Source organism: Frankia sp. AgB1.9, from assembly GCF_016786355.1.
In the GTDB taxonomy this organism is placed as follows: Bacteria; Actinomycetota; Actinomycetes; order Frankiales; family Frankiaceae; genus Pseudofrankia.
This window is the reverse complement of sequence record NZ_JADWYX010000062.1, coordinates 35,582-52,121: the sequence shown is the minus strand read 5'-3', so window position 1 is coordinate 52,121 and position 16,540 is coordinate 35,582. Positions and strand designations below refer to the sequence as shown.

Sequence of the window (16,540 nt, the reverse complement as noted above, 5' to 3'; positions counted from 1 at the left end):
CAACCGCCTGGCCACACACCGTCACACTCGACACCGCCGCTTGACACCCAAAACCATGGGATGTCTGGGGTGGTCGTAGCGCGGGCGTTTCTACGACCATCCGAGGGCTCAAACGGCGATCATGACCGGTGTTGTGGCTCGCGATACCGGGACTGAGCGCCACGCGCCGGCTTCCCGCTCGGGCAGTCCGCTAGTTCGGGAGGGCGGGGCTTAGGGCGGTGCGGGCGCCGGGAAGTACGCGAGGTGGGGTCCATTGCCCGCCTAGGTAGAGCGACGTGTTGAGGGCGCCGTCCCAGGTCCATGCCATCGCGATACTGCCGCCGACCGTCCCGAGAGCCGGGGCAGCCGCCGTCTGCCGATCGGTGAAAGCCTGTTGCGGACCCCACGCCGATCCGTCGAACGTCGACCACCAGATGGCGGTGTCGCCGCCGAGGCCCTTCCACGCCATCACGAGCGGGTCGCCCGCGCTGGCACCGGCGAGGGCCGGCGCGTGGCTGGTGCCGCGATCGGCGAGGCGCTGCGGGGTGAACCAGGTCCCCTGAACCGGATTGAACGACGTCCACCACAGACCGGGGCCGCCGCCGCCCCAGGCCATGAACAGCGTGCCGAATCTGGCGACGGCAGGGCTGGTCAGGACCAGCCCCGGTGAGCCGACGGCGCGGCCGGTCCGCCACCTGCCGTTCACGAATGCCGACCAGAAGGGAACCTCCTGGTCATAATCGGACCAGGCCATGGCCAACTCGCCGCTCGGAGTGGTGCTGAGGGCGGGCGCGACGGAGCTGCGGAATTCGGCAAAAGGCTGTTGCGGCTGCCAGTCGTTGCGGACTCGGTCGAAGCCCGACCACCAGATGGTCGTGTCGTGGGCTACCGGGGCGAAGCCGCCGGGTTCGTACCAGGCACCCGTCCAGGCCATGAAGTAGTCGTCACCGACCATACCCAGACTGGGCCCGGCGGCCGACCGCCGGTCGGGCACGAGACGGGGGGCGCCCCAGCCGAATGCGCCCATCTCCGCCCACCACATTCTCCCGCCGTCGCTGTCGTCGGTCCAGGCTATGTACACAGGTATGCCCCCCGCCGTCGAAGGTCTCTCGCCGCAATCCACATCATCTGCCACGACGCAGCTCCCTTAGGAGCATTTGCCGGCGCCGGTATCGCCGCGATCGGCGACCTCACCCCGGCGCAGCGATGGGGTTCGGTACTCGTCGACGTCTCGTCTGTACGACGGCGCTATCCGGGCGCCACGACGGTGGAGGCGTGACCATGCGACGGGTGATCGTGTTCGTCAACAGCTCCGTGGACGGGTTCATGGGCAGCCCAACGGGCGACCTGGGCTGGCTCGTCCACGACGACGAGATGGATCATGACTTCACGACTGACCTCCGCCGAGCCGCGGGCACGATCCTGACCGGCAGGGTCGTGTTCGAGAGCTTCGCAGCGGTATGGCCGGCGCGAGCCGCCGATCGGTCTGGAACACCGGACCTCGTGGAGTTCGCGAACTGGATGCTCGACACGCCGAAGGTGGTGTTCTCGACCGGGAGGACGCACGCCGTCATGAAGAACTCGCGCATCGCGTCGCAACCGATCGCCGACGAGGTCGCGCGTCTGCGTAACGAAGCGGGCGGGGACATGGTCTTGTTCGGTGGCGCTCGAACCGTCGATGCCTTCGTCCGGCTCGGCCTGGTGGACGAGTTCTGGCTGAAGGTGCACCCGGTCGCCATCGGCGCCGGTCTCTCTGTCTTCGGGGGCCTGTCGAGTCCAGCGGACTTCGGGCTCGTCTGGCAGAAGGTGTACGCGAGCGGTGTGATCGGGGTGCGGTACCGGCGCCTGTCCGCGGAGGCGGACGTGCCGCGCAGCCGCTACGTCGAGTAGCGCTGGATATTCCTCGACGACGCCCGATGGGATCGCCCGGCCTCCGACGTCACATGACCAAGGAGATGACCGAGTCCAAGGAGTAGGTGTGCGAAAGCTGGTGCTGACGACCTTCGTGTCGGTGGACGGCGTGATGCAGAGCCCCGGAGCCCCCAACGAGGACCGCAGTGGCGGCTTCGAGCTGGGCGGCTGGCTGGTCCCCTACGTGGAGGCGTCGACCGCCGCGTTCGCGGTCGAGTGGATCCAGCAGGCCAGCGGGTTCCTCCTCGGACGCCGGAGCTACGAGATACTGGCGTCGCACTGGCCGCACGTCACCGACCCGAGCGACGTGCTCGCCCGGCACCTCAACACGTTGCCCAAGTACGTCGTGTCGAGGACCCTCACCGCCCCTGCGTGGGGACCAGCGACGGTCATCGCCGGCGACCTCGGCACCGAGATCGCACGTCTCAAGGCCGATGGCGACGGCGAGCTCCAGGTCCACGGGAGCCGCCGGCTCGCACGATCACTCATCACCCAGGGCCTCGTCGACGAATACCGCCTCTGGGTCTTCCCCGTCCTGCTCGGCACCGGCGAACGTCTCTTCGGTGACGGCCTCCCATCCGCTGGGCTACGCCTGGTCGGCTCGAGAACATCCGAGTCGGGCGTCGCCGTCCACACCTATCAGAGCGCCGGTCCCCTGACCTTCGGCTCGTTCCAGCCAGACGCCGATGGCTGAGCCTGAACACGACGAGCTTGACCGGCTTGTCACGGCAGCCGTCGATGGCGATCCAGGCGCGTTCAGCCGGCTCACCGACAGGTACCGGCGGGAGCTGCACGTCCACTGCTACCGGATGCTCGGCTCGTTCGACGAAGCCGAAGATCTGGTACAGGAGACGCTCCTGCGAGCATGGCGCGGCCGGTGCTCGTTCGCGCGTCGCTCGACGTTTCGTGCATGGCTGTACGCGATCGCGACGAACACCTGCCTTGACCACCTCCGGCGGAATCGGCGCAGAGCGCTTCCGTACCAGTTGGGGCAGCCGGGTCTGACCGACGCTCCCGAGTATCCGGAGGCCGCCTGGCTCCAGCCGTACCCCGACGTGTTCCTCGATCAGGCCGGCCCCGAGAGCCTGGCGATCGCGAAGGAGACCGTGTCGCTTGTCTTCCTCGCCGCCATCCAGCTCCTCACGCCCCGACAACGCGCCGTCCTCCTCCTGCGGGAGGTGTTGGGCTGGACCGGCCCCGAGATCGCCACCGCGCTCGGCTGCTCGGTCGCGGCCGTCGACAGTGCGCTCCAGCGAGCTCGCGCGTCCCTACAGCGCGACACGCCCGCCGACCGCCACGACTGGTCAGCGCAACCGTCGACCGCACAGGAGTACCAGCTGCTCAGGCGCTATATCGCCGCCCACGAGGCCGCCGATGCCGACGCCCTCGCCGACCTGCTCACCGACGCGGCGCGCTTCACGATGCCGCCACGGGCGGTGTGGTTCGAGGGGTTGGACGCGACCGTCGCCGAGTTCCGCCGCGGGTGGGGCCCCGACCGGACAGGCGACTGGCGCCTCATACCGACCCGCGCCAACCGCCAGCCAGCGGCGGCCGCCTATCTGAGAGCCTGGGGCGACGACACGTATCGAAGCTTCGGGTTCGTCGTCCTGGGACTGTCCGACGCCGCGATCTCGGAGATCACCGTGTTCGCCTACCCCGAGCTGTTCCCCGCATTCGGATTCGCGCCAACCCTGCCATGACGTTGACACCACCGACACCCTGGTTGTTCGACCGGATATTGGACACGACGCGGGGGCACCGCCTGGCCGGCGGTGGCCCCCGCGTCCGGGTAAGGGGCTACCTGACGAACTCGTAGGTCAGGAACGACAGGCCCTCGCCGAGGGGTCGGGTGCTGACCAGCCGCAGTGCCTTCTTGTCACTGGTCGCACCGAAGAGCCGGTCGCCGTCGCCAAGGATGACCGGGAAGACGACTAGGCGCAGCTCGTCGACCAGGTCGTGCTCGATCAGGGTGCGGGCGAGCTGGTAGCTGGCGTAGACGAGAATGTCGCCGTCCGTCTCCGCCTTCAGCTTCGTGATCTGGGCGAGCACGTCGCCGGTGAGGACCGTCGCGTTGTTCCACTTCGGCGCGGCGAGGGTCGTCGAGACGACGTACTTGGGCAGGCTGTTCAGCTTGTCGGCCCATTCGCCAGTGCGATCGTTCCAGCGGGTGGCGAACCATTCGTCGCTGCGGCGGCCGACCAGGATCGCCGCGGAGCGCAGCGTCTCGTCGGTCTCCAGCCGCGACCAGGCCGCGAGATCGGCTCCGCCGGACTCGCCGAACCAGCCGCCGAGCCGGAATCCTTCCTGCCCGTCCGGGTCCTGAACGACGCCGTCAAGCGACAGGTTCGTGGTGATGACAATCTTTCCCATGTGGCTTTCTCCTTGCGGGTGGATGCGTCCACAGGGATAGACACCGGACCGACTCGGAACTGCGCGGTGGCTTCCGAATGCCGCCACCGGCAAGGTTCGCCCGTTACCGGCGTCCCCTTGGTCTCCATTTCGGCCCTCTGGTGGTTGTAACTGGGCCTGTTTCATAGGCACCAGAGGGTGAAAACGGCGATCAAGGCGACGGACCGACGCCAGCGGTCATGGCGGCTACGCGGATTCGGTGCGCCTACCGGCCGGGAGTGTGAGCGGGAGGCCGAACCAGGCGAGGACGGTGCTCTCGAAGCGGGTCATCGCGCTGATACGCCGGTCGAGGACGGTCACGACGAACAGTCCGGTGGCGTGCCGCTGCCCGTCCGCTCCGTGGACGTACGAGCCGAACGCCGGCCCGCCGTTGGCGCGGGTGGGTACGAGGCTGTAGCGACGTTCGGGGACGAGCAGCAGCCGGAAAAACTGGGTCACGACGTCGATGCCCTGGTACTCGAGCGGCATCGGTGGCATCGAGAGGAACACGTCGTCGGTGAACAGCTCGACGAGCGCTGTCAGATCGGCCGCCTCGTACGCGCGGACGAACCGGGCCACGATCGCGCTCTCCTGCGCCGACCCGAGCGTCGGCGGTGAGCGCCGCAGGTGCGCGCGTTGCCGGTCCAGGTTGGCGCGCGCCCGGGTGAGGCAGCTGGTGACCGACGGCACGGTGATGTCCAGCATGCCGGCGGCCTCGCTGGCCTGGAAGCCCAGCACGTCGCGCAGGACCAGCACGGCGAGCTGCCGCGGGGGCAGCGCCTGTAGCGCGGCGACGAAGGCCAGCGAGATCGATTCGGTCTGCTCGTAGCGGGCCTCCGGGCCAACCGGAACGTCGAACGCGCCGTCCAGCAGCGAGTCCGGGAACGGGCCGAGCCAGACGGCCTCCCCGTGACGGGTCGGCGCGGGCGGCTCGATCCCTGGGATGTCCCAGGCCTTCGCCGGTCGCCGGCGGGCCGTCCGCAGCGCGTTGAGGCATTTGTTGGTCGCGATCCGGTACAGCCAGGTGCGCAGCGACGCCTGCCGGCCGAACCCGCCGAGGCCCTGCCACGGGGCGACCATCGTCTCCTGCAGCGCGTCCTCCGCGTCCTGCACCGAGCCCAGCATCCGGTAGCAGTGCAGCTGAAGCTCGCGGCGGTGCGGTTCGGTCAGCGCACGGAACGCCTCCCCGTCACCCGCCCGCGCCCGGGAGATCAGATCATCGCTGGCCATGGCTCGCCTCTCGACTCCCGGCCGGTCGTCCGGCCTCTCGTCGTATCGACACCACAGCCGCCGAGAACTGCTCGCTCGTCGCGGCGCGTCGCGGAAAAGGCGGTGGCGGGGCTACGCCTCGGAGCGGTGCTCCGTGGCCGCCGTCTGCTCGCTTCGGGCCGCCGGGACAAGCAGTGCCTCCCGGCTCGGCTGCGCGGCGGGCGCGCCGCCCTGGCTGCCCGCCGGCTGGGTCGCGTGCGCCCGTCCGGGATGGACGTTGATGAGAAGGCCGGCGACCAGCGCGGCGAGCGCGAGGATGCCGGCCGCCCAGGCACTGGTGGTCGCGTAGCCGTGCACGGTCGCGTGGACGGCGTCGCCGCCGCGGTGCGACGCCAGGTAGCTCGTCGCCGCCGAGGCCGCGATCGTGTTCAGCAGGGCGGTCCCGATCGAGGCGCCGATCTGCTGCGAGGTGGTCGACATGGCCGAGATGACGCCGACGTCGCCCGGGTCGGCGTTGCTGGTCGCCGTGCTGATGACCGGGACCATCGCGACGCCGAGACCGACGCCGAGCAGGATCTCGGTCGGCAGCACATGGGTCGCGAACGCCGATTCGGGAGTCAGCCTCGTCAGTAGCGCGACGCCGACGGACGCGGCGAGCAGCCCCGGGACGATGAGCAGCCGGGTCGGCACATGGGGCATGAGACGGCTGGCGAGCTGGGTCGAGGCCAGCCCGTTGAGCAGCATCAGTGGCAGGAAGGCGATCCCGCTGCGCAGCGGCGAGTAGCCGTCGACCGACTGGAAGAGGTAGGTGAGCGAGACGAACGTGCCGAACATGGCGGTCATCGCCAGCAGGATTGTCAGGTACGCCCCGCTGCGGTTGCGGTCCCGCAGCACGCGCAGCGGCAGCAGCGGGTTCGGGCCCCGGCTCTGCCAGACGACGAAGCCGGCCAGCAGGGCGACGGCGATCGCGAGCGGGACGAGGACGCCGCGCGAGCCCCAGCCGTCCGCCCCGGCCTCGCCGAGCCCGTAGACGAGCGCGACGAGTCCGCCGCAGCCGAGGACCACGCCCGCGACGTCGAGCCGCACGCCGGACCGGCCGGTGGACTTCGGGATCATCGTGACGATGCCGAAGATCACCAGGGCGGCGATCGGCAGGTTCACGTAGAGGCACCAGCGCCAGTCGGCGTACTGGGTCAGCAGGCCGCCGAGGATCAGCCCGAAGGCCGACCCGCCGATCGCGATCGTGGCGTAGATCCCGAAGGCCCGGGCGCGTTCCCGGGGGTTCGTGAAGGTCGCCGAGAGCAGCGAGAGCACGGACGGGGCGAGCAGCGCGCCGCACAGTCCCTGCAGCCCGCGGGCCGCGATCAGCACGACGGTGTCCGGAGCGGCGCCACCCAGCGCCGAGGCCAGCGCGAAGCCGATGACGCCGACCATCAGGGTGCGCCTGGGCCCGAGCATGTCGCTGATCCGGCCGCCGAGAAGCAGGAACCCGCCGAACGCCAGGGTGTACCCCGTGATGACCCACTGGCGTTCGGTATCCGAGAACCCGAGCGCCTTCTGGGCCGACGGCAGGGCGATGATCATGATGGTCGAGTCGAGAACCACCATCAGCTGCGCGCAGGCGATGATGACGAGGATCCACCACTGGGCCTTCGTCGACTGCGTCTTCGTCGACTGGGCCTTCGTCGATCGCGCCGAACGGGTCGTCAGCTCGTGCTGGTCAAGGCTGGTCACCCACGCACCCCTCTATGGCCAGACGGCTCGACAGTGAGAATTGATCCGCCCAGCGGCAACCTATGTCACCATGGCAGAAACTGCCAGGTGACGTGACGCAGGAGACGATGAACTCTGAGCGCCAGACAGGAGGGGTCATGACCGCCGGCTTGACGGAACGGAACAAGCTGCGGGCACGCCGCGAGATCGCCGAGGCCGCCGGTCGGCTCTTCCTGGAACGGGGCTACGACGCGACCACCGTCCAGGACATCGCCGACGCGGCCGGCGTCTCCTCACGCACCTTCTTCCGCTACTTCCCCGCCAAGGAGGACGTCGTCACGGCCCTCGCCAGCGCCTCGATGGACGACGTGATCGACCACCTCGGCGGGCGCGACGAGAACGAGACGCTGAGGTCGGCGGTGACGGCGATGCTGCGCGCGGTCCTCGCTCCGGTCGGGGACAATTCCGACCGGGCGCGCCGCTTCCAGTTCCTGTTGCGGGAGAGCCCCGCGTTGCGGGGCCGCTGGCTGGAGGAACGGCGCAAGAGCCGCGACCGCCTCGCCGACGCGCTGGCGCCCTGGTACGGCGCCGACGCCGACCCGATGGCCTCTCGCCTGGTCGCCGGCACGGTGCTGCTGGTCCTCGAAGAGGTGATGAGCCGGTGGGCCGACGACCCGTCGCTCGCCGATCCACTGGGCCTGCTCGACGCGGCCCTGCGCCTGCTGGGCGAGCCCCTGCTCCCGGCCGGGCAGTAACCAGCCGACAGTAACCGCCACATCAGACACCCGCACGCCCGGATGACCTTGGCCACAGCCTTGTGACCCGCGAATCTTCTCGGTTAGGTTAGGAAAACCTAAGACGGTTGACCCCTAACGAAGGACGCGGTGGAGCAGATGACGGGCCTTGCCGGCAGCGGTGCCACCCCCCTGCTCCACCCAGCTCGTAGCTGCCGCCCGCGTTCTGACCAGCTCGGCCGGCGACGGTTGCCTCGCGCTGTGGGGCGGCCAGGTCGCCCACGGCCTACGCTTCGCCGGCGGCCACCCCGCCCCCTCGCCGAGCCTGGCCGCGTCCCAGCCCGCGTCGGCCCCCGAGGCGCAATCCGCGCCTCCCTCGGCCGCCGACCACCGAACCACCGGCCTCGAGCAGATCGCCGGTCCGGACGCCGGCTGGCTGTCGGAGGCCACCGGACGCCTGCTGCTGCTCGCACCCGCCGCGATCGGCCGGTTGCTCGAGCACGGTGACCAGGCCTGCCGTTTCCAGTTCTGCGGGCCGACCGTCGAAGGATCCACCTGGGTGTCGGTGGGACTCGGCGGCTGGGTCGGCGCGGTGCCGGAAGCCGACGCGGACCGGCTCGCGGCCCATTTCGCGGCCCGCCATCCCACCACCGACCTGTTCGACCTCGGCGACCGCTGGGCGTTGCTCGAGGTCGAGGTCGTCGAGGGTTTCGTCCGCACCGAGCGCGCCAGCGCGCACCTCGACGGCGACGACGCTCGCGCGCTGCTCGCCCGCTGACTGCTCCATCCTCATCGACCCCAACCTGAATGACCGAAAGGACGTCCACTCCCATGCTCACCGTCGGTGACACCTTCCCCACCTACGACCTGACCGCCGTAGTCAGCACCGACCCTGACACCGCGTTCGTCCAGGAGTCGTCGGCCGGCCGCCCGGGCCAGTGGCGCGTCGTCTTCTTCTGGCCGAAGGACTTCACCTTCGTCTGCCCGACCGAGATCGCAGCCTTCGGCCGGCTCAACGACGAGTTCGCCGACCGCGACGCCCAGGTGCTCGGCGTCTCCACCGACAGCGAGTTCGTCCACCTGGCGTGGCGGCAGAACCACGCCGACCTGCGCGATCTGCCCTTCCCGATGCTCGCCGACATCAAGAAGGAGCTCACGACGGCCGCCGGGGTCCTCGGCGACGACGGCGTCGCGCAGCGGGCGACCTTCATCATCGACCCGGCCGGCGAGATCCAGTTCGTGATGGTCACGGCCGGGAGCGTCGGCCGGAACCCGAACGAGGTCCTCCGGGTGCTCGACGCCCTGCAGACCGACGAGCTGTGCCCCTGCAACTGGCAGAAGGGCGAGAGCACGCTCTCCGTCGGAGGCAGGATCCCCGCGCAGGAGAAGGTCGAGGTCGGCGCCTGATGGGCGTCGCTGCCCTGCGCGCGGCGCTGCCCGAGTACGCCAAGGACCTGCGGCTCAACCTCGGGTCGGTGACCAGCCAGACGCACCTGACCGAGCAGCAGCTGTGGGGCACCGTGCTGACGGCCGCCCTGGCCAGCCGCGGCCGGACGGCGCTCGCGGAGCTGGACCAGGAGGCGCGCGAGCACCTGACCGCCGAGGCCTACCGCGCGGCGAGGACGGCGGCGGCGCTGATGGCGATGAACAACGTCTACTACCGTTCGCTGCATCTACTCGAGGACGAGGAGTACGACCGGCTTCGGGCCGGCCTGCGGATGAACGCGATCGCCAACCCGGGCGTAGACAAGGTCGACTTCGAGCTGTGGTCGCTCGCCGCGTCCGCGGTCAACGGCTGTGGCCGCTGCCTGCAGGCACACGAGCATGAGCTGCGCGGCCGGGGCGTGCCCCGCGAGTCGATCCAGGACGCGATCCGGATCGCCTCCGTGGTCCACGCCGTCGCCGTCGCTGTCGAAGCCGAGGAGCTCGCCCCGGCGGCGGCCTGACCCACCTCCACCCGTTACCCGTCGGCGGTTGACCGCGGCCGCGCCTGGTCGCGGTCAACCGTCATCCGCCTGACCGGCCACTACCGGTGACGGTGCCTCGGGTCCCAGGGGAAGGGGTCGAGGTCGGGCTCGACCCAGTGGGTGCGGGCCGGGGAGCCGGCGAGCGTCGTCGGGCGGTAGAAGCGGGTGAGCAGGCGTTTGTCGAGCAGCGCGGGATGCGCGTCGATGAAGCCCGCGAAGTCGACGGCGGCGCGTTCGGTGGCGGCGCGTTCGGCGGCGTGGTGCGCCACCAGCTCCACCCAGGCCCGGCTGACAGTGGCGCGGTACTTCTGCGGTGCCCCGGCGTGGAGGGCTGCCTGGTGGATCCCGTCGCTGACCACCCGGACGGCCGCGGGCATGCCGACCCGGCGGATCGCCAACCAGGTCAGATGAACGTGGGCGCGGTGATCGAACTGCCCGGTCGCGCCGGTCACCTCGGCCATCAGCTCGTCGAACAGCGCGGTCGGCCCCGGGCCGTCGTGCGTCACGCGGGCACCTCCGCCAACGCGCGCAGTACCGCGTGGAAGCCGGCGATCGCGTCCGGGGGCAGGTCTACGAGGGCCCGCTGCTCCAGGTCGGCGAGGGCCTGACGAATCGTGCCCGCGACAAGCCGGCCGGAGGCGGTCAGCTCGACGACCACCACTCGCCGGTCCCCCGGCCGGGGGCCGCGCGTGACGTGGCCGCGCCGTTCCAACCGGTCCAGCACGCTGGTCAGCGTGGTCGGGCGGGTGCCGGCCGCGGTGCCCAGCTCGGAGATGGTGCGGCCGCGGCCGTCGGCGAGGATGGCCAGGACGTTGATCTCGGAGGCGGTCAGGTCGAGGTCCACCAGCGTGGCGGCGAGGATCTGCAGGGTGACATGGGTGGCTCGCTGGAGAGCGAGCAGCGCCGACCCCTTGGTCGACCCAGGAGAAGTATCCACGATTTCGGACTATACGATTTCGTAGTAACTAGGGGAACCCCCCGTCGGCGGTGCGGGACGGCCGCCAACGCCCGCGGCAACTCAGGGGGTTCAGCCCGGTCGACCGACTTGATCAAGCCGCCCGGCCCCCGGTGCCGGACCGCCTGATCCGAGGCGCCGACTTGCCTGCGCAGACGCCGATCATCCGGCCTAGCTGGCCAAGCTGCCGGACCTTGATCGAAGACTGCGCAGGGATAAAGGGGAGAAATTGGGGTATCGAACGCCGCCTTGCCTGCGCAACGAGCGATCAAGGCCTCCCCGCCGGGTGCGAGACCTCCTTGATCACCGGATGCGCAGGGGAAACTGGCGGGCCGACTACCAGGTGGTGATCATGCCGCCTGCGAGACCTCGTTGATCGCCGGATGCGCAGGGGAAACCGGTGGGCCGACTACCAGGTGGTGATCATGCCTCCGTCGATGCGGATGTCCGCGCCGGTCATGTTGGCGGAGGCGTCGCTGGCCAGCAGCAGGACGGCGGCGGCGATCTCCTCCGGCCGGGTGAACCGGCCGGTGAGCATCCCGGCGGCGGCGGAGTCGACGATGTCCGACGCGGTCGCGCCCTGCGCCGCGGACAGGTGCGCGGCGACGCCGTCCGCCCCGAGCCACAGGTCGGTCGCGACCGGTCCCGGGCTGATCGTGTTGACCCGCACGCCCTGCGGCCCGACCTCCTTCGACAACGCCTTGCAGAAGCTGCTCAGCGCCGCCTTCGCCGCGCTGTAGTCCATGACGAGCGGATCGGCCAGCGTCGAGTTCACCGAGCTGATCGTGACGATCGAGCCGCCGCCCGCCGCGAGCATCGCCGGCAGGACCGCGCGGCTGGCCCGGACCGCGGCCATCACGTTCAGCTCCCAGGTCTGCTGCCACATCTCGTCGGTGATCGCGGCGAACCCCGCCAGCCGGGTCGGCGCCGACCCGACGTTGTTCACCAGGATGTCCACCCGCTCGCCCGCCGCGGCGACCAGCCGGGCCGGCCCGTCAGGCGAGGACAGGTCGACGCGGACGGGGGTCAGGTTCCCGCCGGCGGCGAGCTCGTCCAGCTCGGGCGAACCACCCAGCGCGCCCGCGACGACGGTCGCGCCCTCACCCACCAGGGCGCGCGCGACGGCCAGCCCGATCCCACGGCTCGCCCCGGTGACGACGGCGGTACGGCCTTCCAGACCCAGCTTCACAAGCACTCATCTCCTACGCGGGGCCGCCGCGAGTACGGCCACCTCCAACACGGAAGCTAGCCGGGCGCGGGGACGCTCGGCTTCCGTCACATGGCGGTATTTCTCGGCGCGCGGGACGGGCAGCGCCGCGGATCAGGGCCGACCGCAGCGCTGCGCGACGCATGGCGGTGCGCCGGTAGCTCAGCGGAAGGCATCCGTTCACGTCATCTCCTCACGAGACCGAATCGCTGACACGCGGCGAGGCGGTTCAGGCAGCCTCCTGCCTGATGTCCAGGTGTCCTAGGCACATTTTCCTTGCTCAGGAGTCACGTCCGCGAGGCAGGTGCCGGCGAATGAGCACCAATCCTCCCTAACTCGGCATCTGAGCGTCTGACTGATATCTGCGCCACACTTGCTCCCCCGGCTCTCGTCGGCAGCGTCAGTCGATGGGACCATGACCGCGTGCAAGCGCCGGGGAAATTCCCTGAGTGGGACTTTTTGGTGTCTTACGCGCCAGCTGACCGAACCTGGGGCGAATGGGTTGCCTGGCAACTCGAAGATGTGGGATACCGCGTCCTCATCGAGGCATGGGATCTGTTGCCTGGAAGCAATAGGGCCGAGTGGCTGTACAGGCATGCTTCTGTCGCGCGCCAGACTATTTCGATCATAACTGACGCGTATCTTGCTTCTGAGGTCGGAAGGTTCGAGTGGCTCTCAGCTTGGACAAAGGACCCACTTGGGTTGGGGAACAAACTGCTAGCATTGAAGACAACGGCAGACCTACCTTCGACATCCCTGGATCAGATCGTACCCTTGGATCTGTTCGGTCTCTCGGAGAAAGACGCTCGCCATCGCCTGCTATCTGCGGTCCAACTGCATCCCCAGGGCCGCTCAAAGCCTTCAAAGGCACCCCAGTTTCCGCCCTCCGCCGTCAACACGAAGGGTGGGCCAAAGTGGGTATCTAATCTACCATCGGTCTGGAACGTCCCACCAAGGAATCCAAATTTTGTGGGACGCGATTCCCACCTTGATGCACTCTGTCTTGCCTTGACGAGAGACAGGCAATATGCGGTCGCTCTGTGCGGAATGGGAGGGGTGGGTAAGACGAACCTCGCCATCGAATACTGCTACCGGTACGCATCCGAATATGCGATCGTTTGGTGGGTGTCTGCTGAGCAGCCCGAGCTTATTAACGAGCACCTGACATCCCTGGCCACTTACCTGGGCCTAGTTGATCGCAGTGACGTAAGCCAGTCCGCGGAAGCAGTGCGCGATGAACTCCGTCGCCGCCACGACTGGCTCATTGTATTTGACAATGCCGAGCAGCCGTCTGACATCCGGAACAATCTAATGGCCGGCTCCGGTAGGATCATCGTGACGTCGAGGAACCCACGCTGGAGTAGCTTTGGCCGACGTGTGGACGTCGGCATTCTTTCACGAGACGAAGCCACACAGCTACTATTGAGACGCATACCGGAGATCGACTCACACACGGCCGAGGTCTTGGCCGCGGAACTCGGCGATCTTCCTCTAGCGCTCGAACAGGCATCTTCTTATATCGAGGAAACGACCATCACACCAAACCGTTATCTCGATATCTTTAGGACGCAATCAGCGGAGTTGTTGACGCGAGGCAATGTCGACGGCTACCCCTGGAATCTCGACACGGTGTGGTCGCTATCCCTGGACCGCTTGCGAGACATGAACCCCGCCGCACTGCACCTGCTTCAGGTGTGCGCTTTCCTGGCGCCTACAACGATTCCTTTGAGTCTGCTGGCAAAAAGCGTCGATCCATCATTCATCGATCACACGCCGACACTCGCCTGCGAGATTGCGACCTTCGAGATAGTAGGAGTGCTGGTTCGCTACGGTCTTGCGACCCGACTGTCCAATGGACTGCAGATACACCGCATGGTGCAGATCGCCACGCGTGAGCGAATGAGCCATAGAGAGCGGCTGGACACCGCCTCCTCGGCCGGCGAAACGATCATTTCTTCTGTACCCAATGACTCACTGAGCAAAAATGAGATATGGGCACGGTGGCAAGATCTGCTTCCGCATGTGCTGGTACTGACCCGGCACAGAGACCTTGCCCATGATCCATTGACGGCTGCAAGGTTGTCAAACTGCGCCGCAGTATACCTCCACGACCGCGCCGATCTCGAAGCGTCCTCCCGCCTGCTGGAGCAGGCATTGAAGCTGGTCGAGAACACGAGCGAATCGACGGACCTCCTGGGCGCTGAAATTCTTGTCAATCTGGGTCGTGTATTGCGCGACCAAGGGAGACCCCTTGCCGCTCGACGGTGCGTGGAGCAAGCATTGGTGATTCGCGAGGAATGCTGTGGTCCAGAAAGTCTACTAGTTGCCGACGCGTTGCTTTTCCTTGGCCACGCACTGCGTGACAGTGGAGAATCACAGGCCGCTTGCGATGCCCTGGAGAGGGCAGTCAGAATTCGGGAAGGATCTTTGGGTCCACATCATCCGGATGTAGCAGATGTCCTGATGAGCCATGGTTTCATGCTGCGGGATATCGGGGAATACGGACACGCCCGGACCCTTCATGAGAGGGCACTTGGCATTGCGCTCTCAACCTACGGAGGTAAGCATCCGAGAGTCGCAACAGCTTTGGTACACCTCGGCGGCGTGCTGCGCGTCCTAGGAGAGCTAGAGCGGTCGAGAGATCTCCTGGAGCAAGCATTGAGGATCGACGAACAGGTCTACGGACCCGATCACCCGTGGGTCGCGGCCGCTTTGATTCATATCGGTCGCGTACTACTGGACCTAGGGCGCCTGGACGAGGCCGGCCTCGCATTCGAACGCGCTCTTAAAATTCGCGAGCAGACCTTTGGCCCGACTCATCCGTGGGTGGCAGCGTCGCTGGTAAGCCTAAGTTCCATACCGATCCAGATGGCAGACTTCGGCTATGCGAAGAATCTTCTCGATCGCGCTCTCGATATCGACGAGAGAGTGTACGGGAAAAGTCATCCATGGGTCGCTTCTACACTGGCACGACTCGGTCACGTGTCAGATCAGATCGGCAACAAAGACGACGCCAGGCGATACCTGAAGCGAGCCGTTTTTATACTTGAGAATAGGTTTGGCTCGGATCATCCACGCGTGGCGAAAGAAAAGATGGCCCTCGCGGCCATCGGCTCCTGAAATCTGAGAAGGTCGACTCGCACATCGGTAGTCGATATCGCCATGTGACGAGGGCGAGAGGCGTCGTCAAGGCCGGCTGTCACAGGCCGGTGGTGAGGACCATGCGGTAGCGGGCGTCACCGGACAGCATGCGGTGGTAGGCCGCGTCGGCCTCGTCCAACGGGCGGGTCTCCGTCATCGCCCGGACTCCGGTGAGCACGGCGAACCGCATGGTCTCCTCGACATCCCGGGCCGTACCGGACGGGTGGCCGTGCACGGACCTGCTGTTCCCGATGAGCTGGAGCGGGCTGACCTGGATCGGCTTCGGCGTGACACCGATGACGGTGAGCTCGCCGTTGTGGCGCAGGCCGTCGATGGTGGCGCTCATGGCCTCGGAGCTGGCCGCGGTGGCCAGCACGACCTTCGCGCCGCCCAGCGCCTGCAGCCGCTTGGCCACGTCGCCGGTGTTGCTGTCGAGGTAGTGGTGGGCGCCGAGCTTCCTGGCCATGTGCCCCTTGTCCGGGCCCCGGGCGATGGCCACGGTCTCGAAGCCGAGCTTCGCGGCGAACTGCACGCCCAGGTGGCCGAGCCCGCCCACCCCCAGCACGGCGACCAGGTCACCCGGCCCGGCTGGGCTGCGCCGCAGCGCGTTGAACGTGGTCACGCCGGCACAGCCCATCGGCGCCGCCTCGACGGCGGTGAGCCCGTCGGGGATGCGGGCCAGCGCGGAGGTGGGAACGACGACGGCCTCGGCGTAGCCGCCCGGGTAGGCCCAGCCGGGAACCTGCATGAGCGCGCAGTGGATGAAGTCGCCCTCCCGGCAGGCGACGCAGAAACCACAGTTCCCGCCGAACCAGCCGACGGCCACGCGTTCACCCGTGCTCCAGCCTTCGACGTCGTCGCCGACCGCGTCGATGCGTCCAGCGATCTCGTGCCCGGTCACCAGGGGGAACGACACACCGGGGAACGCGGCGTCGACGAACCCGGAGTCCGAGCGGCAGACGCCACAGGCCTCGACGGTGAGACGGACGTGGCCCCGTCCGGGCTCCGGCAGCTCACTCCTGACGATGCTGAACGGGCCGCCGGGCTCGGCGACCTGGGCGGACCGGAAGGTCAACAGCTTGGCGGACGTCTGCGTCGGCATGGCCTACCTCTTCCCGGCCCGGGGAGGCGGGAACATGCGGTACGGCCTCGAACGCCGGCGCGCTGGCCGCCGGCACGCGCAAGCCGGGTCCAGCCCGGCCCAGTGCCGGGTCCGCCGAAGTCGACCCGTCGCTTGATCGCGGTTTGGGCCCTCCCATGGTCACAAAACCGCCTCGGTTACAGCCACGCGAGGGTGCAAACAGCGATCTTGCCGGTCTCGGGACGAGGCCGACCT

General features: G+C 68.1%; 16 protein-coding genes. 8 read left to right on the top strand and 8 right to left on the bottom strand.

Features of this window, described 5'->3' with window-relative positions:
• Nucleotides 1-190: 190 nt before the first annotated feature.
• Nucleotides 191-934 carry a hypothetical protein gene (locus I6A60_RS23755; protein ID WP_203022225.1) on the bottom strand — a complete coding sequence of 248 codons (744 nt, stop codon included), beginning with the start codon at nt 932-934 and terminating at the stop codon, nt 191-193.
• Between the two features lie 326 nt (nt 935-1,260).
• Here I6A60_RS23755 and I6A60_RS23750 point away from each other — a divergent pair, with 326 nt between their 5' ends.
• The 3 genes from I6A60_RS23750 to I6A60_RS23740 all read left to right on the top strand — a co-directional run bounded on the left by I6A60_RS23750 (nt 1,261) and on the right by I6A60_RS23740 (nt 3,590).
• The gene (locus tag I6A60_RS23750) at nt 1,261-1,869 is read left to right on the top strand and encodes a dihydrofolate reductase family protein (protein WP_238436090.1); all 609 of its coding nucleotides are present in this window, start codon (nt 1,261-1,263) and stop codon (nt 1,867-1,869) included.
• Between the two features lie 88 nt (nt 1,870-1,957).
• A complete protein-coding gene (locus tag I6A60_RS23745; protein WP_203022227.1) occupies nt 1,958-2,584 on the top strand; it encodes a dihydrofolate reductase family protein in 627 nt (208 codons plus the stop codon).
• Nucleotides 2,577-3,590 (top strand): RNA polymerase subunit sigma-70, encoded by a 1,014-nt coding sequence (locus I6A60_RS23740; protein WP_203022228.1) that lies wholly within the window; start codon nt 2,577-2,579, stop codon nt 3,588-3,590. The genes I6A60_RS23745 and I6A60_RS23740 overlap by 8 nt, the downstream gene beginning before the upstream one ends.
• Before the next feature lie 97 nt (nt 3,591-3,687).
• Here the strand turns inward: I6A60_RS23740 and I6A60_RS23735 are convergent, their stop codons facing one another.
• From I6A60_RS23735 to I6A60_RS23725, 3 genes are all read right to left on the bottom strand, one after another.
• On the bottom strand, nt 3,688-4,260 hold the full coding sequence (locus tag I6A60_RS23735) for a dihydrofolate reductase family protein (RefSeq protein WP_203022229.1): 573 nt from the start codon (nt 4,258-4,260) through the stop codon (nt 3,688-3,690).
• A 225-nt stretch (nt 4,261-4,485) separates the two neighbouring features.
• Nucleotides 4,486-5,508, bottom strand: a complete 1,023-nt coding sequence (locus tag I6A60_RS23730; protein ID WP_203022230.1) for an RNA polymerase subunit sigma-70 — start codon at nt 5,506-5,508, stop codon at nt 4,486-4,488.
• A gap of 111 nt (nt 5,509-5,619) precedes the next feature.
• The gene (locus I6A60_RS23725) at nt 5,620-7,221 is read right to left on the bottom strand and encodes an MFS transporter (RefSeq protein WP_203022231.1); all 1,602 of its coding nucleotides are present in this window, start codon (nt 7,219-7,221) and stop codon (nt 5,620-5,622) included.
• A gap of 137 nt (nt 7,222-7,358) precedes the next feature.
• On the opposite strand from I6A60_RS23725, the gene I6A60_RS23720 reads away from it, so the two are divergent.
• The 4 genes from I6A60_RS23720 to I6A60_RS23705 all read left to right on the top strand — a co-directional run bounded on the left by I6A60_RS23720 (nt 7,359) and on the right by I6A60_RS23705 (nt 9,880).
• Complete coding sequence (locus tag I6A60_RS23720) at nt 7,359-7,955, top strand: TetR/AcrR family transcriptional regulator (RefSeq protein ID WP_203022232.1); 597 nt, start codon at nt 7,359-7,361, stop codon at nt 7,953-7,955.
• A 148-nt stretch (nt 7,956-8,103) separates the two neighbouring features.
• On the top strand, nt 8,104-8,712 hold the full coding sequence (locus tag I6A60_RS23715) for a hypothetical protein (protein ID WP_238436078.1): 609 nt from the start codon (nt 8,104-8,106) through the stop codon (nt 8,710-8,712).
• Between the two features lie 53 nt (nt 8,713-8,765).
• On the top strand, nt 8,766-9,341 hold the full coding sequence (locus tag I6A60_RS23710; protein WP_203022256.1) for a peroxiredoxin: 576 nt from the start codon (nt 8,766-8,768) through the stop codon (nt 9,339-9,341).
• Complete coding sequence (locus tag I6A60_RS23705) at nt 9,341-9,880, top strand: carboxymuconolactone decarboxylase family protein (protein ID WP_203022233.1); 540 nt, start codon at nt 9,341-9,343, stop codon at nt 9,878-9,880. The genes I6A60_RS23710 and I6A60_RS23705 overlap by 1 nt, the downstream gene beginning before the upstream one ends.
• Nucleotides 9,881-9,960: 80 nt before the next feature.
• Here the strand turns inward: I6A60_RS23705 and I6A60_RS23700 are convergent, their stop codons facing one another.
• From I6A60_RS23700 to I6A60_RS23690, 3 genes are all read right to left on the bottom strand, one after another.
• Entirely contained in the window at nt 9,961-10,407 is a 447-nt protein-coding gene (locus I6A60_RS23700) for a hypothetical protein (protein ID WP_203022234.1), read from the bottom strand.
• A complete protein-coding gene (locus I6A60_RS23695) occupies nt 10,404-10,838 on the bottom strand; it encodes a MarR family transcriptional regulator (protein WP_307873830.1) in 435 nt (144 codons plus the stop codon). The genes I6A60_RS23700 and I6A60_RS23695 overlap by 4 nt, the downstream gene beginning before the upstream one ends.
• Before the next feature lie 427 nt (nt 10,839-11,265).
• Nucleotides 11,266-12,045: an SDR family oxidoreductase gene (locus I6A60_RS23690; protein ID WP_203022258.1), complete on the bottom strand. Its 780-nt coding sequence runs from the start codon at nt 12,043-12,045 to the stop codon at nt 11,266-11,268.
• Nucleotides 12,046-12,486: 441 nt separating this feature from the next.
• Between I6A60_RS23690 and fxsT the strand changes: the two genes are divergently transcribed.
• Nucleotides 12,487-15,183, top strand: a complete 2,697-nt coding sequence (gene fxsT, locus I6A60_RS23685; protein WP_203022235.1) for an FxSxx-COOH system tetratricopeptide repeat protein — start codon at nt 12,487-12,489, stop codon at nt 15,181-15,183.
• 79 nt (nt 15,184-15,262) lie between these two features.
• On the opposite strand, the gene I6A60_RS23680 is transcribed toward fxsT, so the two are convergent.
• A complete protein-coding gene (locus tag I6A60_RS23680; RefSeq protein WP_203022236.1) occupies nt 15,263-16,306 on the bottom strand; it encodes an alcohol dehydrogenase in 1,044 nt (347 codons plus the stop codon).
• Between the last annotated feature and the right edge of the window lie 234 nt (nt 16,307-16,540).

Coding starts and splice junctions, on each gene's coding strand:
- I6A60_RS23750 (WP_238436090.1), top strand. CDS start 1,261: ATGCGACGGGTGATCGTGTTCGTCAACAGCTCCGTGGACGGGTTCATG.
- I6A60_RS23735 (WP_203022229.1), bottom strand. CDS start 4,260: ATGGGAAAGATTGTCATCACCACGAACCTGTCGCTTGACGGCGTCGTT.
- I6A60_RS23720 (WP_203022232.1), top strand. CDS start 7,359: ATGACCGCCGGCTTGACGGAACGGAACAAGCTGCGGGCACGCCGCGAG.
- I6A60_RS23680 (WP_203022236.1), bottom strand. CDS start 16,306: ATGCCGACGCAGACGTCCGCCAAGCTGTTGACCTTCCGGTCCGCCCAG.
- I6A60_RS23740 (WP_203022228.1), top strand. CDS start 2,577: ATGGCTGAGCCTGAACACGACGAGCTTGACCGGCTTGTCACGGCAGCC.
- I6A60_RS23730 (WP_203022230.1), bottom strand. CDS start 5,508: ATGGCCAGCGATGATCTGATCTCCCGGGCGCGGGCGGGTGACGGGGAG.
- I6A60_RS23710 (WP_203022256.1), top strand. CDS start 8,766: ATGCTCACCGTCGGTGACACCTTCCCCACCTACGACCTGACCGCCGTA.
- I6A60_RS23705 (WP_203022233.1), top strand. CDS start 9,341: ATGGGCGTCGCTGCCCTGCGCGCGGCGCTGCCCGAGTACGCCAAGGAC.
- I6A60_RS23755 (WP_203022225.1), bottom strand. CDS start 934: ATGGTCGGTGACGACTACTTCATGGCCTGGACGGGTGCCTGGTACGAA.